This is a genomic window from Paraburkholderia sprentiae WSM5005 (assembly GCF_001865575.2).
In the GTDB taxonomy this organism is placed as follows: Bacteria; Pseudomonadota; Gammaproteobacteria; order Burkholderiales; family Burkholderiaceae; genus Paraburkholderia; species Paraburkholderia sprentiae.
In genome coordinates, this window is record NZ_CP017562.2 from 2389088 (window position 1) to 2410780 (window position 21693).

General features: G+C 60.7%; 14 protein-coding genes, 2 rRNA genes and 1 pseudogene. 1 reads left to right on the forward strand and 16 read right to left on the reverse strand.

What is annotated here, in order from left to right; translation table 11 throughout:
* Positions 1–188: 188 nt before the first annotated feature.
* The 13 genes and pseudogenes from BJG93_RS27615 to norR form a co-directional block, all read right to left on the reverse strand.
* Positions 189–1361: an NAD(P)/FAD-dependent oxidoreductase gene (locus BJG93_RS27615; RefSeq protein WP_027195244.1), complete on the reverse strand. Its 1173-nt coding sequence runs from the start codon at positions 1359–1361 to the stop codon at positions 189–191.
* Positions 1362–1466: 105 nt separating this feature from the next.
* A complete protein-coding gene (gene amaB / locus BJG93_RS27620) occupies positions 1467–2966 on the reverse strand; it encodes an L-piperidine-6-carboxylate dehydrogenase (RefSeq protein ID WP_027195245.1) in 1500 nt (499 codons plus the stop codon).
* A gap of 170 nt (positions 2967–3136) precedes the next feature.
* Positions 3137–4048, reverse strand: coding sequence for a LysR family transcriptional regulator (locus tag BJG93_RS27625; RefSeq protein ID WP_027195246.1), 912 nt, complete (start codon positions 4046–4048; stop codon positions 3137–3139).
* Positions 4049–4162: 114 nt separating this feature from the next.
* Positions 4163–5545 carry an MFS transporter gene (locus tag BJG93_RS27630; protein ID WP_027195247.1) on the reverse strand — a complete coding sequence of 461 codons (1383 nt, stop codon included), beginning with the start codon at positions 5543–5545 and terminating at the stop codon, positions 4163–4165.
* A 298-nt stretch (positions 5546–5843) separates the two neighbouring features.
* Positions 5844–6179: pseudogene (locus BJG93_RS27635) on the reverse strand (LysR family transcriptional regulator); the annotation flags it as partial.
* A 55-nt stretch (positions 6180–6234) separates the two neighbouring features.
* A complete protein-coding gene (locus BJG93_RS27640) occupies positions 6235–7455 on the reverse strand; it encodes an MFS transporter (RefSeq protein WP_231337542.1) in 1221 nt (406 codons plus the stop codon).
* A gap of 126 nt (positions 7456–7581) precedes the next feature.
* Positions 7582–9201: a glycoside hydrolase family 43 protein gene (locus BJG93_RS27645; protein ID WP_027195249.1), complete on the reverse strand. Its 1620-nt coding sequence runs from the start codon at positions 9199–9201 to the stop codon at positions 7582–7584.
* Between the two features lie 165 nt (positions 9202–9366).
* A complete protein-coding gene (locus BJG93_RS27650) occupies positions 9367–10176 on the reverse strand; it encodes an HpcH/HpaI aldolase/citrate lyase family protein (protein ID WP_027195250.1) in 810 nt (269 codons plus the stop codon).
* Positions 10173–11561, reverse strand: a complete 1389-nt coding sequence (locus BJG93_RS27655; protein WP_027195251.1) for an MmgE/PrpD family protein — start codon at positions 11559–11561, stop codon at positions 10173–10175. Before BJG93_RS27655 ends, BJG93_RS27650 begins: the two co-directional genes overlap by 4 nt.
* Positions 11562–11576: 15 nt before the next feature.
* Entirely contained in the window at positions 11577–12755 is a 1179-nt protein-coding gene (locus tag BJG93_RS27660; RefSeq protein WP_027195252.1) for a CaiB/BaiF CoA transferase family protein, read from the reverse strand.
* Positions 12756–12771: 16 nt separating this feature from the next.
* On the reverse strand, positions 12772–13935 hold the full coding sequence (locus BJG93_RS27665; RefSeq protein WP_027195253.1) for an acyl-CoA dehydrogenase family protein: 1164 nt from the start codon (positions 13933–13935) through the stop codon (positions 12772–12774).
* 18 nt (positions 13936–13953) lie between these two features.
* Complete coding sequence (locus BJG93_RS27670) at positions 13954–14796, reverse strand: FAS1-like dehydratase domain-containing protein (protein ID WP_027195254.1); 843 nt, start codon at positions 14794–14796, stop codon at positions 13954–13956.
* 218 nt (positions 14797–15014) lie between these two features.
* Positions 15015–16610 carry a nitric oxide reductase transcriptional regulator NorR gene (norR, locus tag BJG93_RS27675; protein WP_027195255.1) on the reverse strand — a complete coding sequence of 532 codons (1596 nt, stop codon included), beginning with the start codon at positions 16608–16610 and terminating at the stop codon, positions 15015–15017.
* Positions 16611–16745: 135 nt separating this feature from the next.
* On the opposite strand from norR, the gene hmpA reads away from it, so the two are divergent.
* A complete protein-coding gene (gene hmpA, locus BJG93_RS27680) occupies positions 16746–17927 on the forward strand; it encodes an NO-inducible flavohemoprotein (protein WP_027195256.1) in 1182 nt (393 codons plus the stop codon).
* Here the strand turns inward: hmpA and BJG93_RS36535 are convergent.
* From BJG93_RS36535 to BJG93_RS27695, 3 genes are all read right to left on the reverse strand, one after another.
* Complete coding sequence (locus BJG93_RS36535) at positions 17891–18160, reverse strand: hypothetical protein (protein ID WP_034478021.1); 270 nt, start codon at positions 18158–18160, stop codon at positions 17891–17893. The two genes, hmpA and BJG93_RS36535, sit on opposite strands and share 37 nt — an antisense overlap.
* 66 nt (positions 18161–18226) lie before the next feature.
* A 5S ribosomal RNA gene (gene rrf / locus BJG93_RS27690) occupies positions 18227–18340 on the reverse strand.
* Positions 18341–18552: 212 nt separating this feature from the next.
* A 23S ribosomal RNA gene (locus tag BJG93_RS27695) occupies positions 18553–21434 on the reverse strand.
* Positions 21435–21693: the final 259 nt, after the last annotated feature.

Below are 21693 nucleotides of genomic sequence, written 5' to 3' on the forward strand. Positions count from 1 at the left end.
GCAAGGAAAACGATTGCGCATTCGCACGCAACGCGATTCGCAATAAGGAATGCTGTGAATTTTGTTAAATCGCCACAATCTTTGGCATTTGGATTGCGAAAACCGGCTTCACTTCAATGCTCGCTGGGTAATCCGTCGCATTCCATTCAGAGTGTTGATGCGATCTAGGTTTTATTGCCGCTTGAAGGCTACACCACATTCTTCTCGACGATCGGTCGGTTTTCGAGCACGCGGGCAAAGCTTAGTGAACTGAGGTCGAGCGTCGCATAGCGGCCATGCAGAATCAATTCGCTGATGCCGCGCCCGGTTGCCGGCCCTTGCTGCAAACCGTGGCCGCTGAAGCCGTTCGCGAAGATGCAGTTGTCGACATCCGGGTGATAGCCAATGATCGCGTTCTGATCGAGCACGTTGTACTCGTAATAGCCGGACCAGCAGTTCTGCACACGCAGCGCCTCGAATTGCGGCACGCGATGCGCGAGCGCCGGCCAGATCACATCGTCGAATAGCGCGTGATCGACTTCGTCGAGCGGAAGATCGTCGGGGTCGTTATCGGCCGATGGCGACGCGCCGCAGATATACGAATTGCCTTCGGGCCGGAAGTACACGCCACTCGGATCGATCAACAGCGGGCAGCGTTCGAGCTTTGCCGGCGACGTGACGTTGAAGATACTGCGCCGCCGCGCATAAACGGGCAGATCGATACCGATCATCTGCGCGACCTTGCGCGACCACGCGCCGGCCGCGTTGACGACGACGTCGCAACCGTAGGTCTTGCCGTCCGCGGTTTGCACCTGCGTCACGCGGTTGCCGTCGCGACGCAGCGCGGTGACGTCGGCCGCGACATAGCGCGCGCCGAGCGCCTGCGCTTTCTTGCGTAGTGCCTGCACAAGACCGTAGCCGTCGAACCAGCCCTCGCCGCTTTCGCCATACGCGCCGGCAGCGAGGTCATCGGTATTGAGCCAGGGAAAGCGCGCGTGCAAGTCGTGCGCATCGAGCAGGCTGATATTCGCGCCGAGGCTTTTTTGCAGCGCGTGATTCCGGCGCAGCGTCGCAACGCCCGCAGCCGTCGCGAGAAACAGATAGCCGCCTTCGTGCAGATCGATCGAGGGCCGCGTACCGTCGAGTTCGAGCCGCTCGCCGATCGAGCGCAGAAACTCGATGCCGAACATCGACATCTGAATGGAAAGCGGCGTCGAAAACTGCTGCCGGATCGATGCCGCCGACAAAGCCGACGACGAACGCGCATAGGTCGGATCGCGTTCGATCACCGTGACGCCGATTGTCGGATCGGACAGCCGCAAGAAATACGCAATCGAACTGCCGATCACCCCACCGCCGACGATCACGACTTTCGAACTCACGTCTCACTCCACGAGTAACGTTGCCGCTGCGCAACGCCGGGCGGCGCAAACGGCTTGCCAAACAGCGCGCGAGTCGGCGCGCGTCACAACTTTGCGCTTGCGCGTTCAATCGAGATTGAAGTCGATACCCTGAGCAAGCGGCAACGCCGACGAATAGTTCACGGTATTGGTCGCACGACGCATATAAGCCTTCCAGGCATCCGAACCCGACTCGCGGCCGCCACCCGTTTCCTTTTCGCCGCCAAATGCGCCGCCGATCTCCGCGCCGCTCGGTCCGATGTTGACGTTCGCGATGCCGCAGTCGCTGCCCGACGCGGACAGGAAGCGTTCCGCCTCGCGCAGATCGTTCGTGAACACGCACGACGACAAACCGTGATGCGCGGCATTGTTCGCCTCGATTGCATCGACGAACTCGGCATAACGCAGCACGTACAGAATCGGCGCGAAGGTTTCCTTCAGCACGACCGACGTTTGCGACGGCATTTCGACGATAGCCGGACGCACGTAGTAGCCGCCCTCATAACCCTTCACTTCGACTCGCTCGCCGCCGAACACCTTGCCGCCCTCGGCCTTCGCCTGCTGCAGCGCTTCCTGCATGCGGTCGAACGATTGCCGGTCGATCAGCGGCCCCATCAGCGTGCCCTGGTCGAGCGGATTGCCGATCGGCACGCGGCTATACAACTGCTTCAGACGCTCAACAGTCTTCTCGTAGACGCTGTCGTGCACGAACAGACGCCGCAACGACGTGCAGCGCTGACCGGCCGTGCCGACCGCCGAGAACAGGATGCCGCGCATCGCGAGTTCATGGTCGGCCGTCTGCGTGACGATGCCGGCGTTGTTGCCACCGAGTTCGAGCAGCGAGCGGCCGAAGCGCTTCGCCACTTCGACGCCAACCTTGCGACCCATTTCCGTGCTGCCCGTCGCGCTGACGATCGACGCGCGCGGATCCCCCACGAGCTTTTCGCCCACGTCGCGTCCGCCGTTGATCAACGCGGCCAGGCCGGCGGGCGCGTCGCCGAATTCCTTCAGCGCGTCTTCGAGAATCCTGTTTACGGCCAGCGCCGAGAGCGGCGTCTTTTCCGACGGCTTCCAGATCACCGCGTTGCCGCACACCAGCGCGAGCGCCGCATTCCATGACCAGACCGCCACCGGGAAATTGAAGGCTGAGATCACGACGCAGGTGCCGAGCGGATGCCACGACTCCGCCATCCGATGACCCGGGCGCTCGGACGCGATCGTCAAACCGTACAGCTGACGCGACAGACCGACCGCGAAATCGCAGATGTCGATCATCTCCTGCACTTCGCCCATGCCTTCCTGCAGGATCTTGCCCGTCTCCAGCGAGACGAGGCTGCCGAGCGCCTGCTTCTGTTCGCGCAGCCGATTGCCGAGCAGCCGCACCAGCTCGCCGCGGCGCGGTGCCGGCACGTTACGCCACACGGCAAACGCGTCTTTGGCCCGGGCGAGCGCCGCGTCGACCTCGACCGCCGTCTGGCTGGCCACACGGCCGATGAGCTCGCCAGTGATCGGCGAATGAACGGCGATATCGCCGGCTTGCGCGGCTTGGGCAATGCCGAGACGGGCGAGGATAGTGGACGCGTCCATATGAACCCCTTTAATTTCCGATACGAAACAAGAGTAAGTTCGGAAACTATACACGCGGGTTTTTGTGCCCGCAAGAAGATGCTTGTGGAGTGAAATACCGGTTGACAAAAGGCGGCGCTGTTTCCAGAAGGAAACTTCGTCAGACTTCGGGCGGGTGTCACGCCCGCGCGTCAAGCATCTGGCGCGCCGTTCTCCTCTAGCACCGCCATCAACCGGTCGACCAGCACACGCGCGAACGGCGGCAAGTCCTTCAGACTGCGCACGCAGATCTTCAGCTTGCGCTCGGCCCACGGATCGTTCAGGCCGACGATCGCGATCTGCATCGTCTTTCTGTGCCGCAGCGCGACCGACTCCGGCACGATGCCGATTCCGACACCCGCCTCGATCATCCGGCACGCGGCCTCAAAGTTGCCGACCTGGATGCGAAGTTTGAGACGCGCGCCGAGCGCATCGGCGGCACTCGTGATGAACGCGTGAATCGCGCTCGACGTCGGCAGGCTCACGAAGTTCGCGTTCAGCACCTGCGAGAAATCGACCGACGCTTGCCTCGCGAACGGATGCTCGCACGACGTAACCAGCACGAGCCGATCGTCGCGATATGGCAGCATCTGCAGATGCTCGGCATGCACATTGCCCGCGACGATGCCGATATCGGTCGCGCTGTCGGCGACGCCCTTGACGATCTCGCCGCTCAGCACTTCGCGCAGATCGATGTTCACGTCCGGGTGATCGCGCAGGAAACGGCTCAGCACGGCCGGCAGAAACTCGCTGATCGCGGTCGTGTTGGCCCAGATGCGCACGTGGCCCTTGATGCCCTCGCCATACTCCTGCATGTCGCCGGCCAGATGCTCGACGCGTTCGAGCACGAGCCGCGCGTGATGCACGAAGGCTTCGCCCGCGGGTGTCGGCGTCACGCCCTGGCTGCTTCGATAGAGCAGCTTGATGCCGAGCTGCTCCTCGAGATTCTTGACCCGGTTGCTGGCGGCCGGCGCCGACAGGTGCGAACGCTCCGCCGCACGCGCGAGGTTGCGCGTGTCGGCGACATGCAGGAGCAGGCGTAAATCGACGAAATCGAAGTGCATGATGAAAGCTGCTAGCGAAGCATGCGCAAAGCAAACTTTCATCTTAACCGGGTGAAGTGAAAATTTAGCTGGGGAAAGATCCGAATCGACAGATCACCTTGATGCGCGCACGGCTTAAGCCGACTCTCGCATCATCTCCGCTTGCGGTATCAGCTCGGCATCGGGCGAAATCTCTTCGAGCGTCTGCTGACTCGTTTCGATGCGCAGCGCGAGAATCGCGATACTCAGCAACAACAGCACGCCACCGACCATCGTCAGCACACCCGTCACGCCGAACTCCGTGTAGAGCAGCAGCGCGACGTAGGGTGTCGACATCGACGCCGCGCGGCCGCACGTGCCGGCCACGCCGGTGCCGCGCAAGCGATGCGCGGTCGGAAACAGCTCGGGGATATAGCCGAACAGGCCGAGCGTGCAGACCGTATAGATCGTCGTGACGAGCGCGAAACCGACGACCGCGATCGGCACTGGCGCGCGCATCTGCACGTAGACGAAGCCGAGCACGATCGTTGCAAGCGAGAACAGCACGATGCCGTTGCGTCGCCCCAGGCGGTCCGTCACGAGATAACCGACGACAGCGCCGGCGGGCGCACCGAACGACATCAGCAGCACGAAGCCGAGCGACTGCACGATGGTCAGGCCTTCCTTGACGAAGAACGTCGGCAGCCACGCGACGAAACCGTACAGCGACATGTTGATCGCCATGCAGGTCAGCGCGGCGACCAGCGTGCGGCCGATCATGCCGCGCGCGAACAGCGCCGAGAACGGCGCGGCCGGCACCTCGTGACTGACCACGCGCGAAACCGGCGGCAGTTTGCCGACGCGCGCCTCGACCTGTCGCTCGATTGCCGAGACGGTGGCCTCCGCCTCTTCGAGCCGGCCGACCGTTTCGAGCCAGCGCGGCGACTCCGGCATCCGATGCCGCAGGAACCACACGACCATCGCGCCAACCCCCGCGATCGCGAACATGTAGCGCCAGCCGAGATGTGGAATTACCCAATAGCCGACTGCGGTCGCGCCGAGCAGACCGGAGTTGATGATCAGCGCGAGCAGCGCGGTCCAGCGGCCGCGTGTGGCGGGTGGCACGAACTCACACAGCGTGCCGGCCGCGACCACGAGTTCGGCGCCAAGGCCGATGCCCATGACGAAGCGCAGCAGGATCAGCCAGTAGATGTTCGGCGCGAAGCAGGCGGCGAGCGATGCGATGCCGAAGATCGCGAGATTGGCCTGATACGAATAGCGTCGACCGAAGCGGTCGCCGAGATAACCTGCCAGCCCCGCGCCGATCATCATGCCCATGAAGGTCGCAGAGATGAAGAACGAGCCGAGGCGGAGATCGGTGAAGCCGGTTTTGACCATCGCCGCGAGCACGCCGTTGGCGAGATAGATGTCGAAGGCGTCGAGGAAAGCACCCGCGCCGATCAGGCCGAGGATGTTCCAGTGGAAGCGGGTGATCGGCAGGCGGTCGAGGCGGGCGCCGGAGTTGATGGGGGCTGGCAAATTGTGTCTCCTGTCTTTTTAGGCTGCGCGCGGGCGAGAGGCGCGAGCGCGGAACAGTTCTGCGAGACCGCCTTCGTCCGATGCGGCGGCTCGGGGCAGAGCGCTGAACGGCCGTTGTCGGATCGTGCAGGGCCGTTGGCTTCAAGAGTGCGACAGGTGACGCGGGGTGGGAATTGGGCTTTTTGGAGGTGAGTGTTCCGGTTTGATTAAGGGAATGGCAAAAAAGCGATTTGCAGACCCGAAAGGCGGCAGCGCGTCGAGGTCGATTAATGCAAGCCGTTTGGGTAACGGCCGCTCGCTAGTGAGCGTTCGCCAACTCGACAACGAAGTCCAGAAAGGCACGCGTCTTCGCCGGCATGTGATGCCGTGACCGATAGCACGCGTAGAGGGGATAGCGCTCGTCAGGCCAGTCGGGAAAGAGATTGATCAACCGCCCCTCTTTCCTGTCTCCGAATTACGGAATTCCAGGTATCGGTGGCTCGGGCCTTTGAGATCTTCCGGCTTTGCCGGCCGCCCCCGTCGCGCGATGTACGACGGCGCGGCGACCGTCACCACGGCCGTGTCGAGCAGCTTGCGGCGCGATGAACTCGATTTCGAGTTCAGGATGCGCATCCATGAACTGATCGAGTCGTTGCCAAAAGCCGGTGACTGAGCCGGAATTATCGCCGGCTCAAGCCCCGTCGCGCCATTTATCCCGCTGTCCGGTTCTGCACGGGCACGTCTGCGCCGGCGCTCCGCGCGAGAGAGTCGCTGCGGTCCGTCCTCGTATTGATGAACCAGGCGGAAACCGAAGCCAACAGGAAGCAGCCGACGAAGAGGTGGAATACGACATTGAAGTCGTCATTCGTCCTGGTCAGGATGTAGCCGACGATCAGCGGGGAAAGAAATCCTGCCAGCTGACCCGCCGCATTGACAAAGCCGATTGCCGACCCGACGACCTTGTTCGGCAGCGCGACGTTCGGGATGGTGTACAGCGAACAGCCGGCCATGGTTGAGAAGAAGTAGCCGATCGTCTGAAAGAACACCGCCGTTTCCGCGGTCTCCGCATGGGCCGTCAGATAGGCAAAGATAGCGGCCACGACGCAGCCGAGGACGACAAGCAATTCGCGACGATTGCGGAAGAACTTGTCGGAAAGAAAGCCCGTGATGCAATAGGCAATCGTGCCGACGAGAAATGGCACCGACGCCATAATGCCCATTCTGCCCGTCGAAAGGCCGCGCGCTTTCAGCAGATATGTCGGGAACCAGCTCATGATGCCCCACGAGGCGATGCTGAAAACGAACAAGGTGACGAAGCACCACCAGACCAGCGGCGTTTTCACCAAACCAGCAAAATCCGCTTTGCCGGCAGAGGCAGACAAAGACTTTTCGCTGGTACCGATTTCCTCCAATTCGATCTTCAAAACGTGCTTGCTGTCTTTCGGGCTGTTTCTGATATAGATCCAGCCGAATACGGCCATCGCGACACCGGGTATGAACAGACTCGTGAAAATCGCGCGCCATCCCCACGCGGCCATCACGGCCGCGACGAACAGCGGCGCCAATGCGGGTCCCAGCGCATTAGTGGTCATCATCAGCCCGGTTGCCCGTCCCACTTCGCGCTTTGGGAACCACGCCGACAGTGCCTTGAACGCGGCGGGAGGAAAAAGCGCTTCGCCGATACCGAACGCGACCCGCACCACCAGCATCAAGCCGAGCGAATTGCACAGTCCGGTAAGCGCGGTGAAAATCGTCCACCACGTGATGCCGATCGTCGTCATCAGCCGCGGACCGAATCTGTCTGCAAGCAGGCCAGCCGGGATCTGACATAGCGCGTAGCTAAAGAAGAACGCGCTCAGGATTCCACCCATTTCCATCGCGGACAGATGAAACTCGGACGCAATGAATGGAATAGCCGCCGCCATGATCATTCTGTCCATGTAACAGAGCAGATAGATTGCGAACAAAATAAGCAGTACGAGGTAGCGATGTCTCCAACGAAAGCGCATGAGATCTTCCTTATTATTAAGTGACAGCGACGACACTAAATCCGAGCTTTAGCCGATCAATTGGCGGTACGAGAACGACTTGAAATCGGCAGGCTCGCGAAAGCCAAGCATGTCGTTGACGGTGATACCTGCGAATGCCCCCGTGAAGCCGATGGGGGTTGCATATTCATCGCTGAGTTTCGTGAAATCCTTTTCCAGTTCAAGGTCCTTCCAGTCACCGTGCGTCAAGCGATAGAAGAAGCGCAGTTTCGCGTCCACGACGCGAATCCGCAGGTCGATCCCGGTGGCCTCGGGCAGCGTCGCCAGTCGATTGCTGTAGGCGAAGCTGCCGGCATCCATTTCCATGTAGGACAGGATTTTTGTGCCGTCGTCGTCGCGCGTGACGAACAGATAGTAGAAGGTGTTTTCGTCGTAACGCGCCATGAGCCCAGCCATGTGCAGATATGACTTGGGTGAAAATTCCAGCGCGGTTTCGACTTCGAACTGCCAGTCACGGATGCGACAAGCCAACAAGCTTTGATGGAACCGCGAAGTCGGCGACTCTTGCCCCCTTATCCGCAGATAGCCCGGACGTTCGTGAAGATTGCACCAGTCGTCGCCGATGGGGATGCGCAGACTCTGCAGTTCCAGGGGCAGCGCGGCACGTTGTCCGAAATCGATCGTCCAACTGCTGTCGAGCCTTTGCTCAATATCCGCGCCGATCGCAAAAGATTCGGCGGGAACCACTCCGCCACTGGCGAGGCGGGGCCAGTCGGCATGCCATTCGATAGGTGCGACACAGGTTTCACGGCCTAGCGGCGAGCGCTTCGTGTGCGCATCGATCGGTCTCGATCCGAGGTACGTCATGTACCACTGGCCGTTGGGACCCTCGACCAGGTTGCCGTGGCCGGTCCGCTGAATCCGTCCATTCGCGTCGCGCGACGTGAGCATCGGCGTATCAGGATGAAGCTCGTATGGACCGAAAATGTCGCGGGACCTGGATACACACGTTGCATGTGTATAGCCTGTGCCCCCCTCCGCTGTGATCAGGTAATACCAGTCTCCCTTCTTCAGCAAATGCGGAGCCTCGTAGATCTGACATTTCATGAAGTAATCGGTCTTCAGGTTGGCGCCTTTATAGACGACGTGCTCTTCGCCGATCAGCTTTTCCTCCTGTACCGAGTATTCCCGCAGCACGATTCCGACGAACAGGTCTTCGTAGATACCTCTGAAATCGCGCCGGATATAGGCGAGCCACTTTTTGCCAGATTCGTCGTGGAACAGTGATGGATCGTATCCACCGGACACGAGATGCACGGGCTCCGACCAGGGTCCGGTGATGTCCGGGGCGGTTACGAGGTAGTTGTGCATGTCACGAAGCGGGGAGATCTTCTGCTCGCCTTTCCATGCCTTGGTGTCGGTATAGACGAGCCAATAAAGACCGTCGTGATAGGAGAGGGCTGGCGCCCATATGCCTCCGGACGGCTGCTCTCCGATCAGGTTCAATTGCGATAGTCTGTCGAGAGGCGTGGCCTTGAGTTCCCAGTTGACGAAATCTTTTGATTCGTAAATGAGAACGCCCGGATACCATTCAAACGTTGAAACCGCGATATACCAGGCATTCTTGCCACGGCATACGCAAGGATCCGGGTTGAAGCCGCGCAGAACTGGATTTTGAATAGTACTCATCGGGAGGGTATTTTTTTGACGTGCTGAGAGGAACAGATCTTCTTTACCGACAACGTTGCGACACCGAAACTTTCCGCTCAACCGGATGCCCTGAGCACGCTCGCTCCCTCGATATATAGGAATCCTGCTATGAAGGCGCGACGGAAAACCGCATTGTCAGAAGCATTAGGAATCGCCCACAACCCTCCGCGCCCGCAGAATCACCGGCATATCGACCATCCTCCCATCCACGGCAACCGCGGCGCCATGGCTCGCCTCGACAGCCGCAAGCACCCGTTGCGCCCACTCCACCTCGGCGTCACTCCATGCATACGCGCGATGCACCGGCTCGATCTGCTTCGGATGAATGCAAAGCTTGCCGCCGAAACCGAACCGCCGGCCGCGCCGCGCATCAGCTTGCACCGCATCAGCATCGGTAATGGTCGTCGACACGCCATCCACCGGCGCACCAATGCCAGCCAGCCTCGACGCAAGCACGATCTGCGAGCGAAACAGATGCAACTCCTCGCCATCCCCATCGATGCCGAGATCGATCTGAAAATCCAGCGTACCGAACACGATACGCAGCACGCGCGGCGCGCTGCATAACTCCGCAAGATTCGCGAACCCGCGCGCAGTCTCGACAATCGGCAGCACGCTCAACGCCGGATGCGCGTTGGCCAGTACCGCGCCGATATGTTCGCGCGTCTCAGCCTTCGGCAGCACGATTCCGGCGACGCCGGTCTGCCCAACGAGCGCCGCAACGTCATCTGGAAACCATGGCGTATCCGAGCCATTGATACGCACCCAGGCGGTCCGCGATGCGTTAGCCGACACCGCGGCCACAACGGCCGCACGCGCCGGCACCTTTTGATCCGGCTGCACCGCGTCTTCCAGATCGAGAATCACCGCATCCGCGCCGGCCGCATAGGCCTTGTCAAACCGCTCAGGCCGATTCCCAGGCACGAACAGATACGACCGGGGCAACGCGCTCATGCCGCCACCATCGTGCGCGAAGTTGCATCGAATACCGAGCCAATCTGCTTCTCTTCGGCAATATGCCATGCGCGGCGAAGCAGTTGCGCCGCCTCCTCTTCGCTAGCCGCACCCGTAAACGCCGCCAGCCGATGCAGCTTCGTCGCAATCTCGTCGCGCGACAAGGTATTGCCTGGATCGCCCTTCGGCTCATCGACACGCCCATCGAACACGCGGCCGTCGGTCGTCGTCACCGTGACCTTGCCGATCCAGCGTGCGGGATAGGCGGCGTCGACTTCAGCGTCGAGCGCCATTGTGACCTTGTCGCGAAACGCGGCGATCTCGCTCGCGTCGAAACCCTGCTCGAATTCGGTCACGCCGGCATAGCCGTGATGCGCGACCAGCCCGAGCACTGTGCCCATGTTGAACTTCGCCTGATGTACGCTGCGCGGCGCGACCACGGGACCGAGGACATCGATCGCGCCTTGATGCACGTGCGCGACGACCTTCGCGATGTCGCGCGGCGCGAAACGATGCGTCTGCATGACGGCGAGCAGCGCATCGGCGGCCGGATGCGTATGGCGGCACGCCGCGTGATACTTGAACGACGTCTCCGCGGTCGCCCAGCGGCTGCCAAGCCGATCGACGAGGCGCGCCGGATCGGCGTCGCTCGACATGCCCGCGGCCATGCCCTGGGCGCCTTCGAGAATGTGCGTCGCGCCCTTGAAGCCGTCGGCGGCGAGTTGCGCGGCCATCAGGCCGTTCGCGGCGGCCATCGCGGTGTGCAGTTGCTTCGAGTCGGCGCCGTCGCGCAGAAATTCCCATAGGCCGCTCGCCTGCGTGCCCGCCGAGCCGAACGCATCGAGCATTTTGGACGGCAACAAACCCAGCAAGCGTCCTGCCGTTGCCGCTGCCGCGACCGTGCCGACCGTGCCCGTAGTGTGAAACACCTTGTAGTGCGAGCGCCCGAGAAATTCGCCGATGCGAATGCCGACCTCGTATCCCGCCACCGCCGCCGCGATGAAGTCGCGACCCGACGCTCGCTTTGCCTGTGCCAACGCGAGCGCAACCGGAAACACCACGGTCGCCGGATGAAACACCGAGCCATTGTGCACGTCGTCCTGTTCGGCGAAATGCGATGCCGCGCCGTTGATCATCGCGGCGAAATACGGCGTGGTGCGACTGCGGTCGATCAGCAGCTCGCAGAGGCCCTCGTTCGTCGCCCCCACTGCCGTGCGTGCGAACCGCGCGATCGTCTCGACCGGGCGCGCGCCTTTGCCGGCCAGCGCGGAGCCGAGCCAATCGACGTACAGGTTGACAGTACGCTCGACGACTTCGTGCGGGATGCGGTCGAAGTCGAGTTGCGCGGCGAAAGTGGCAAGCGTGAGACTGGGATGGTCGTTCATGAGGTCGTTACCGAATCAGATCGTGCCCGCCGCGCGCAGCGCGTCGATACGCCCATTGTCGTAGCCAAGCTCACGCAGAATTGCTTCCGTATGTTGACCAAGCGTGGGCACAGGGTCCATTCGCGGCTCGAGGTCGGAAGGCAGACCAGGCGGCCGCAATGCCGGTATCGTCCCCTTTGCCGTGCCGACTTCCTGCCAGCGCTCGCGCGCCTTCAGTTGCGGATGCGCCCACACGTCGGCGAGCGTATTCATCTGCGCGTTCGCGATGCCTGCCTCATCGAGTCGATCGATCACGTGCGCCGCGCTCCGCTTCGCGAACGCCGCGACGATCACCTCGCGCAGGGCGTCGCGCGCCGCAGTGCGTTTCGAGTTCGACGCGAAGCGTTCGTCGGTTGCCAGTTCAGGCCGTTCGAGCACGCGCTCGCAGAACAGCTTCCATTCGCGTTCGTTCTGCAGGCCAAGCATGACCGTCTTGCCGTCGCCAGCGGGAAACGGGCCATAAGGATAGATCGTTGCATGCGCGGCGCCCGCAAGCGCGGGCTGCGACTGACCGTCGATCGCGTAGTAGAGCGGATAACCCATCCACTCGACCATGCTCTCGAGCATCGATACATCGATGCGGCAACCGCGTCCTGTGCGTCCACGCTGCAACAGCGCGCTCAGGATGTTCGAATACGCGTACATGCCCGCCGCGATATCGGCGATCGAACAGCCCGCTTTCGCTGGCGCGCCGGGCGAACCGGTGATCGACAGGAAGCCGGACTCGCTTTGAATCAGCAGGTCGTACGCCTTCTTGTCGCGATACGGACCGTCCGCGCCGTAGCCGGAAATATCGCAGACGATCAACTTCGGATACTTGTGGCTCAATGTGTCGTAGCCGAGGCCAAGCCGTTCGGCCGCGCCTGGCGCGAGGTTCTGCACAAGCACGTCGGCATCGGCAACCAACGCATCGAGAATCTCGGCCGCCGCGGGCTGCTTCAGGTCGAGCGAAAGACTCTCCTTCGAGCGATTGGTCCACACGAAGTGCGACGACAGCCCATGCACGCGTTCGTCATAGCCGCGCGCGAAATCGCCGACGCCGGGCCGTTCGATCTTGATCACGCGCGCCCCGAGATCGGCCAGTTGACGTGTGCAGAACGGCGCGGCAATCGCGTGTTCGAGCGTGATGACCTTGATACCGTCGAGTGGTCTCATGATGTCCGTCAGCGGGTCAGAACGAACGCGGCAGCCCGAGGATATGCTCGGCCACGCACGAGAGAATCAGATTGGTCGATATCGGCGCGACTTGATACAGACGCGTTTCACGAAACTTGCGCTCGACGTCGTACTCGCACGCGAAGCCGAAGCCGCCGTGAAATTGCAGGCACGCATTGGCCGCTTCCCACGACGCATCCGCCGCGAGCAGCTTCGCCATATTCGCCTGCGCACCGCACGGTTGATGTGCGTCGAAACGACGTGCCGCTTCGAAGCGCATCAGGCTCGCTGCCTCGACGTTGATGAACGAGCGCGCGATCGGAAACTGCACGCCCTGGTTCTGTCCGATCGGCCGGCCGAACACGACGCGTTCCTTCGCGTATTCGGTGACTTTATCGACAAACCAGTAACCGTCGCCGATGCATTCCGCGGCGATCAGCGTGCGCTCCGCGTTCAGGCCATCGAGAATGTATTTGAAGCCTTGCCCTTCCTCGCCGATCAGATTCTCGGCCGGAATTTCGAGGTTGTCGAAAAAGAGCTCGTTGGTCTCGTGATTGACCATGTTCAGAATCGGCTGGACGGTCAGGCCATGACCGATCGCCTCGCGCAGATCGACGATGAAGATCGACATGCCCTCCGATTTCCTCTTCACGTCCGCGAGCGAAGTGGTGCGTGCGAGCAGAATCATCAGGTCCGAGTGTTGCACGCGCGAGATCCACACCTTCTGACCGTTGATCATGTAACGGTCACCGCGCCGCTCTGCGGTCGTCTTGATCTTCGTCGTATCGGTGCCGGTGGTCGGCTCGGTCACGCCCATCGATTGCAAACGCAGGTCGCCGTTCGCGATCTTCGGCAGATAGTTGCGCTTCTGTTCTTCCGAACCGTGCCGCAGCAGCGTGCCCATGTTGTACATCTGCCCGTGGCACGCGCCCGAGTTGCCGCCCGCGCGATTGATCTCCTCCATGATCACCGACGCTTCCGTGAGCCCGAGCCCCGAGCCGCCGAAGTCCTGCGGAATCAGCGCGGCGAGCCAGCCGGCCTTCGTCAGCGCGTCGACGAACTCTTCCGGATAGCCGCGCGCCTCGTCGATCTTGCGAAAGTACTCGCCGGAAAACTGCTGACACAGATCGCGCACGGCTTCGCGAATGTCCTCGAACGAATCGTGTTGCGTGGTTTGCATAGTCGAGTCTTGCGGAATTCAGGCGAGCGCGGCGGTCGCGCGCATGGTCAGATAACCTTCGTGGTCTTTCGCCCACAGGTCGATGGTCTTGCCGTCGGCGGCGGGCTTGCCGCATACCCTGAACGGCAGGTCCGCGAACGTGGGGCGAAGCGCGCGAAACGCGAAGCTTTGCAGCGTCGCTTGCGGCAGTTCTCGGCGCACGAGATCGACCAACAGCGTCGCGATCAGCGGTCCATGCACGACGAGGCCCGGATAGCCTTCGACCTGCGTGACATAAGGATGGTCGTAGTGAATGCGATGGCCGTTGAAAGTCAGCGCCGAGTAGCGGAACAGCATCACGGCATCGGCGTCGATCGTGCGGCGCCATGTTTCGTCTTCGGGCGCGGGCGCCGGCTGTTGCGGCCTGGCGCCCTGCTGCGGCGCGTCGCGATAGACGATGTCGTGCTCCTCTTCGAGCTTCAACTCGCCGTCGACTTCGATCGTATGTTGCACGGTGACGAACACGAGGCGGCCCGAGCGGCCGGTCTTGTCCTCGATATTGGCGATCGTCGACGTGCGCCGCGCATGCTCGCCAATCTTCAGCGGCGCATGAAACGTGAGCCGGCCGCCAGCCCACATGCGGCGCGGCAGTGGCACGGGCGGCAGAAAACCGCCACGCTTCGGATGTCCGTCGGGACCGACTTCGGATAGCGGCGTGACCGGCAGAAAGTACAGCCAGTGCCACAACGGCGGCACGGTGTTACCGCTTTCCTCGCGATCGAGCGTGGCGGCAAGCGCCTTCAATGGAAACGCGGTGATGTCGTCTTCGGCCACCGCCTGCTTGTTGAGCCAATCGTCGAGTTTCTCTGGGGCAGCGGACATGACGGAGTCTCCAGATTCAGTGTGTTGGTCCTCGTTAGGGCCCACTATGACCGACGCGCTGCGTTCCGCGAAGTTCGATTTTTCGAAGCGGGCCTTTGTTTTTCGTTAAGACGTTAAACCCAGCGAGCGGCGCCGACGATCTGTTGTCAGCGCGATCGGCGATTCGATGCGGCTTGACCTTAGTGCCGGGCCGCGACGGCACCCCTGCGCCTGTTCGCTTATTTGAGCCCGAGCCGTTTAGCCAGCCGATTCAGATTCGCCCGGTCCAGCCCCAGCTCGCGCGCGACCGCGGCCCAGTTCTGCCTGTTGCGGATCAGCGCTTCGAGCACGAGATTGCGTTCGAACTCCGTGACCGCGCTGCGAAAGTCTTTCGTCTCGCTTTTCTCGCCCTGCGCGGCGGTTTGACTTGCTTCGTGATCCCGCGCATCGGACAACGCGAAGTCCGCGGCGGTCAACGTCAGAATACGGCGGCGCTCACGATTGGCCGCCAACGCCTTCAGCGCACTGCGTCCGATCAGATGCTCGAGTTCGCGCACATTGCCCGGCCATGAGTAGTGCAGCAACGCGGCCTGCGCGTCAGCCGCAAGACGCAGACTCAGCAAACCGAGTCGCGAGCGATTGTCTTCGAGGAAGAAACCCGCAAGCAGCAGCACATCGCGGCCACGCTCGCGCAACGGCGGCACGCGCAACGGGTAGACGCTGAGGCGATGATAGAGGTCGGCGCGAAAGCGGCCCGCGCGCACTTCTTCGGCGAGATCGCGATTGGTTGCGGCGATCAGCCGCACGTCGACGCGATGTTCGTGGTCCGAGCCGATGCGCTGCAACTGGCCGTTCTGTAGCACACGCAACAGCTTCGCCTGCACCGCGAGCGGTAACTCACCGACTTCGTCGAGGAAAATGGTGCCGCCGTCCGCCAGTTCGAACTTGCCGCGCCGATCCGCCGACGCGCCTGAAAACGCGCCGCGCACATGCCCGAACAGTTCGCTTTCGACGAGCGTATCGGGCAACGCCGCGCAGTTCAGGCTGATCAGCGGCTTGTTCGCGCGCGGCGACAGTGCGTGGATCGCATTCGCGACCAGCTCCTTGCCGACGCCGGTCTCGCCGGTGACGAGCACGGTCAGGTCGCTACCGGCCACCACCTCGATCTCCTTGATCATGCGGCGATGCGCGTCGCTGCTGCCGATCAGCTCGCGTCGGCTCTCGCTGCTTGCCAGCCGATACGCTTCCGCGCGACGTTGCGCCTCCTCGCCATTGCGCGCCAGCGCGTCGATGCGTTCGACGACGCTCACGGTCGCGGCCGCCAAGCCGAGAAACGCCTGTAATGAGGCCATGTCGAGCGTGTTGAAGCGCGCCGGGTCGAGTGCGTCTAGCGTCAGCAAGCCCCAAGGCTCGCCGCGGATGAATAGCGGGCACCCCAGGCAGTCGTGCACTTCGAGGTGTCCGACCGCCATGCCTTGAACGAGTCCGTCGTAGGGGTCGGGCAGATCGGAGTCGGCGGCGAAGCGCGTCGGCCCGGGCCGGGCTAGCAGCGCCTGGAAGCGCGGATGCTCGGCGACGCGAAAACGCCGGCCGAGCGTATCGCTGCTCAAACCGTCGATGGCGAGCGGCACGAGCGTATCGCCTTCTAGGCGTAGCAGCGCGGCCGCATCGCTCGGAAACAGCGAGCGCAACGCGCTGAGCAGCCGCCGATAACGCTCGCGCTCAGACAGCTCGCGCGACAGGTCGAGAATCAGTGGGGTAAAAACATCGAGCACAGCTTCCGTAGTCAGTTCGACTGCGTGACGAGTCGGTTCGACTAGAGTCGAATGAACCATCTTAATTACCAGATCGTTGATTTGAATGCATCTTATACCTGGCACGGATCGTGGTTGATAGAACCGGTCTGCGCAACCGGCTGTGACACGGGCTGATAGACAGACGCTCATCGGACTTTCATCAGGACTCAAATTATGCTATCCGCCGAACACCGCGCCATCATCAAAGCAACCGTACCGCTTCTCGAAAGCGGCGGCGAGGCGCTCACCACGCACTTCTACAATCTGATGCTCAGTGAGCATCCGGAAGTGCGCCCGATGTTCAACCAGGCCAACCAGGCAAGCGGCGCCCAACCGCGCGCGTTGGCCAGCGGCGTGCTGATGTACGCGCGTCATATCGATCAGCTCGAGCAACTAGGCGGCCTCGTCGCGCAGATCATCAACAAGCATGTGTCGCTGAACGTGCAGCCCGAGCACTATCCGATCGTCGGCAAGTGCCTGCTGCGCGCGATTCGCGAAGTACTCGGCGCAGACGTCGCGACCGATGCCGTGATCGAAGCATGGGCCGCCGCATATCAACAACTCGCCGACCTGCTGATCAGTCTCGAAGAGAAGATCTACGCCGAAAGTGAAGCAGCGGCCGGCGGCTGGCGCGGCACGCGGCTGTTCCGCGTCGCGCGCAAAGTGCGTGAAAGCGACGAGATCACGTCGTTCTATCTGCGTCCCGATGACGGCGGCGAATTGCTCGCGTTTCAGCCGGGGCAGTACATTGGCGTACGTCTATCGATCCACGGCGAAGAAGTCCGTCGCAACTATTCGCTGTCCGCGATGAGCGATGGCCGCGAATATCGTATTAGCGTGAAGTGCGAACCGAACGGTACCGTGTCGAAGTATCTGCACGAGCACATCAACGAAAACGACACGCTCGACGTGTTCGCGCCGGCCGGCGAATTTACGTTGCAACCTGGCGACAAGCCGTTGGTGCTGATCAGCGGCGGCGTCGGTATCACGCCGACGATGGCGATGCTGCAAGCCGCGCTGAAGACCGAGCGTCCGGTGCATTTCATTCATGCGGCCCGTCATGGCGGCGCGCATGCATTCCGCGACGCGATCGATGCATTGGCCGCGCGCCATCCTCAACTAAAGCGCTTCTATTGCTACGAGCAGCGCCGTACTGGCGATGCCGATGCGCACGCAGTCGGTTATGTCGACGAAGCGAGTCTGAAGAAGTGGCTGCCGCAAACTCGTGACGTCGACGTGTATTTCCTCGGACCGGTCGCGTTCATGAAGGCGATCAAGAAAGGCCTGAAGGCGATCGGCGTGCCGGAATCGCAGAGCCGTTACGAGTTCTTCGGGCCGGCTGCCGCGCTCGAATAACGCACTGGAGCAATCGACGAGTAGTTGCCCTCTTTGAATCGTTGCGAAGCGTATTCGAAGACGGGCATGCTCAGGCTTGAATCACGCCGGCGGGTTTGCCTCGTGAAGAACGGGGCAGATCGACTGCGGCGAAACACCCACCAGCCTGTCAGCCCGGTCAAGCCGGCGACGAGCAGCGCCATCAGCCGTGAGCCATGGTTGTTCTCGGCGAGCGGAATGCCACCGACGTTCATGCCGGTGACGGCCGCGTAAACGCAAAAACCCCACCGCGGCGGGTGGGGTTTCTGAGGTGCTGGGGAGCCTGACGATTACCTACTTTCACACGGGCAATCCGCACTATCATCGGCGTGGAGTCGTTTCACGGTCCTGTTCGGGATGGGAAGGGGTGGGACCGACTCGCTATGGTCATCAGGCATGACGGGTTGCTGCGTCGCGGGGCTGGAGCCAGCCGGGCGCGCCACAGCCAATCGGGAAGAAGCGTAAGGGATTCGTGTGGGGGGTTGTGGTGTTTCTGGCACAACACCGGTCTCAACCGTGTGGGGTCTGCATAAGACCCTGCGCGTTGCGCAGGGTGGGGCATCCATAAGCGCTGAAGCGCTAACGGCTGCCGACACACACCGGTTATAGGATCAAGCCTTACGGGCAATTAGTATCAGTTAGCTCAGTACATTACTGTACGTGCACACCTGACCTATCAACGTCCTGGTCTTGAACGACCCTTCAAGGGGCTCGAAGCCCCGGGGATATCTCATCTTAAGGCGAGTTTCCCGCTTAGATGCTTTCAGCGGTTATCTCTTCCGAACATAGCTACCCGGCGATGCCACTGGCGTGACAACCGGTACACCAGAGGTTCGTCCACTCCGGTCCTCTCGTACTAGGAGCAGCCCCCTTCAAATATCCAGCGCCCACGGCAGATAGGGACCAAACTGTCTCACGACGTTTTAAACCCAGCTCACGTACCTCTTTAAATGGCGAACAGCCATACCCTTGGGACCGGCTACAGCCCCAGGATGAGATGAGCCGACATCGAGGTGCCAAACACCGCCGTCGATATGAACTCTTGGGCGGTATCAGCCTGTTATCCCCAGAGTACCTTTTATCCGTTGAGCGATGGCCCTTCCATACAGAACCACCGGATCACTATGACCTGCTTTCGCACCTGTTCGACTTGTCAGTCTCACAGTCAAGCACGCTTATGCCATTGCACTATCAGCACGATTTCCGACCGTACCTAGCGTACCTTCGTACTCCTCCGTTACACTTTGGGAGGAGACCGCCCCAGTCAAACTGCCTACCATGCACTGTCCCCGATCCGGATCACGGACCAGGGTTAGAACCTCAAACAGATCAGGGTGGTATTTCAAGGTCGGCTCCACGCAGACTGGCGTCCACGCTTCACAGCCTCCCACCTATCCTACACAGACCGGTTCAAAGTCCAATGCAAAGCTACAGTAAAGGTTCATGGGGTCTTTCCGTCTAGCCGCGGGGAGATTGCATCATCACAAACACTTCAACTTCGCTGAGTCTCGGGAGGAGACAGTGTGGCCATCGTTACGCCATTCGTGCAGGTCGGAACTTACCCGACAAGGAATTTCGCTACCTTAGGACCGTTATAGTTACGGCCGCCGTTTACCGGGACTTCAATCAGGAGCTTGCACCCCATCATTTAATCTTCCGGCACCGGGCAGGCGTCACACCCTATACGTCCACTTTCGTGTTTGCAGAGTGCTGTGTTTTTATTAAACAGTCGCAGCCACCAGTTTATTGCAACCCCTTCACCCTTCTGGCGCAGGCCAGTCAGGCTAGCAGGGCGTACCTTATCCCGAAGTTACGGTACCAATTTGCCGAGTTCCTTCTCCCGAGTTCTCTCAAGCGCCTTAGAATACTCATCTCGCCCACCTGTGTCGGTTTGCGGTACGGTCACTGTGAAACTGAAGCTTAGAGGCTTTTCCTGGAACCCCTTCCAGTTGCTTCGCTTCCGAAGAAGCTCGCGCCACACCCTTGAGTCCTGTGCCCGGATTTGCCAAAGCACCCTCTCCAATGCAGCGACCGGGACTTCCAACACCCGGACAACCTTCCGCGATCCGTCCCCCCATCGCATTTCACAATGGTGCAGAAATATTAATCTGCTTCCCATCAGCTACGCATTTCTGCCTCGCCTTAGGGGCCGACTCACCCTACGCCGATGAACGTTGCGTAGGAAACCTTGGGCTTACGGCGAGGGGGCCTTTCACCCCCTTTATCGCTACTCATGTCAGCATTCGCACTTCCGATACCTCCAGCACACTTTCCAGTGCACCTTCGCAGGCTTACGGAACGCTCTCCTACCATGCACATAAATGTGCATCCGCAGCTTCGGTATATGGCTTAGCCCCGTTACATCTTCCGCGCAGGACGACTCGATCAGTGAGCTATTACGCTTTCTTTAAAGGATGGCTGCTTCTAAGCCAACCTCCTGACTGTTTTAGCCTTCCCACTTCGTTTCCCACTTAGCCATATTTGGGGACCTTAGCTGGCGGTCTGGGTTGTTTCCCTCTTGACACCGGACGTTAGCACCCGATGTCTGTCTCCCGTGATTGCACTCTTCGGTATTCGGAGTTTGCTATGGCGTAGTAATCCGCAATGGACCCCACAACCATGACAGTGCTCTACCCCCGAAGGTGATACACGAGGCACTACCTAAATAGTTTTCGGAGAGAACCAGCTATTTCCAGGTTTGTTTAGCCTTTCACCCCTATCCACAGCTCATCCCCTAACTTTTCAACGTTAGTGGGTTCGGTCCTCCAGCACGTGTTACCGTGCCTTCAACCTGGCCATGGATAGATCACCTGGTTTCGGGTCTACACCCAGCGACTGGACGCCCTGTTCGGACTCGCTTTCGCTACGCCTGCCCTAATCGGTTAAGCTCGCCACTGAATGTAAGTCGCTGACCCATTATACAAAAGGTACGCCGTCACCCTCTTTCAAAGGCTCCGACTGTTTGTATGCATGCGGTTTCAGGATCTGTTTCACTCCCCTCCCGGGGTTCTTTTCGCCTTTCCCTCACGGTACTGGTTCACTATCGGTCGATCACGAGTATTTAGCCTTGGAGGATGGTCCCCCCATCTTCAGACAGGATTTCACGTGTCCCGCCCTACTTCTCGTACACCCAGTTCTTTCATAATGCTTTCGCCTACGGGGCTATCACCCGCTATGGCCGCACTTTCCAGAGCGTTCGGCTAGCACTACAAATAAAGAGTACAGGCTGGTCCCATTTCGCTCGCCACTACTCTGGGAATCTCGGTTGATTTCTTTTCCTGCGGTTACTTAGATGTTTCAGTTCACCGCGTTCGCTTCGCTGAACCTATGGATTCAGTTCAGGATGACCCATACGGGCCGGGTTTCCCCATTCGGACATCTCCGGATCAAGGCTCGTTTGCCAGCTCCCCGGAGCTTTTCGCAGGCTACCGCGTCCTTCATCGCCTGTGATCGCCAAGGCATCCACCACATGCACTTGTTCGCTTGACCCTATAACGGGTGTGTCTCTGTGTCGACCCACGCTAGCGCCCTGGCGCTTACGTGGCTCCCATCCCCGCAGGGGATAGACGCACTCGCTACAGGTTGAGTATTCGTGTTGCGCCGTATTCCAAGGCGATCTCTCGATCACCTTTAAAATACATCGATACAATCACAACCCTGATTCACCTACTCACGCACCCATCTCCAGGCACGCTTTCGTGAATCTCCTTACTACTTCTTCCTGATTGTTAAAGAACGACAGCCGGTA

What these genes read in the sequence shown, in the direction of transcription:
- amaB (WP_027195245.1), bottom strand. Translation starts at nt 2,966, where the DNA reads ATGGACGCGTCCACTATCCTCGCCCGTCTCGGCATTGCCCAAGCCGCG.
- BJG93_RS27625 (WP_027195246.1), bottom strand. Translation starts at nt 4,048, where the DNA reads ATGCACTTCGATTTCGTCGATTTACGCCTGCTCCTGCATGTCGCCGAC.
- BJG93_RS27640 (WP_231337542.1), bottom strand. Translation starts at nt 7,455, where the DNA reads ATGATCATGGCGGCGGCTATTCCATTCATTGCGTCCGAGTTTCATCTG.
- BJG93_RS27645 (WP_027195249.1), bottom strand. Translation starts at nt 9,201, where the DNA reads ATGAGTACTATTCAAAATCCAGTTCTGCGCGGCTTCAACCCGGATCCT.
- BJG93_RS27650 (WP_027195250.1), bottom strand. Translation starts at nt 10,176, where the DNA reads ATGAGCGCGTTGCCCCGGTCGTATCTGTTCGTGCCTGGGAATCGGCCT.
- BJG93_RS27655 (WP_027195251.1), bottom strand. Translation starts at nt 11,561, where the DNA reads ATGAACGACCATCCCAGTCTCACGCTTGCCACTTTCGCCGCGCAACTC.
- BJG93_RS27660 (WP_027195252.1), bottom strand. Translation starts at nt 12,755, where the DNA reads ATGAGACCACTCGACGGTATCAAGGTCATCACGCTCGAACACGCGATT.
- BJG93_RS27665 (WP_027195253.1), bottom strand. Translation starts at nt 13,935, where the DNA reads ATGCAAACCACGCAACACGATTCGTTCGAGGACATTCGCGAAGCCGTG.
- BJG93_RS27670 (WP_027195254.1), bottom strand. Translation starts at nt 14,796, where the DNA reads ATGTCCGCTGCCCCAGAGAAACTCGACGATTGGCTCAACAAGCAGGCG.
- norR (WP_027195255.1), bottom strand. Translation starts at nt 16,610, where the DNA reads ATGGTTCATTCGACTCTAGTCGAACCGACTCGTCACGCAGTCGAACTG.
- hmpA (WP_027195256.1), top strand. Translation starts at nt 16,746, where the DNA reads ATGCTATCCGCCGAACACCGCGCCATCATCAAAGCAACCGTACCGCTT.
- BJG93_RS36535 (WP_034478021.1), bottom strand. Translation starts at nt 18,160, where the DNA reads ATGAACGTCGGTGGCATTCCGCTCGCCGAGAACAACCATGGCTCACGG.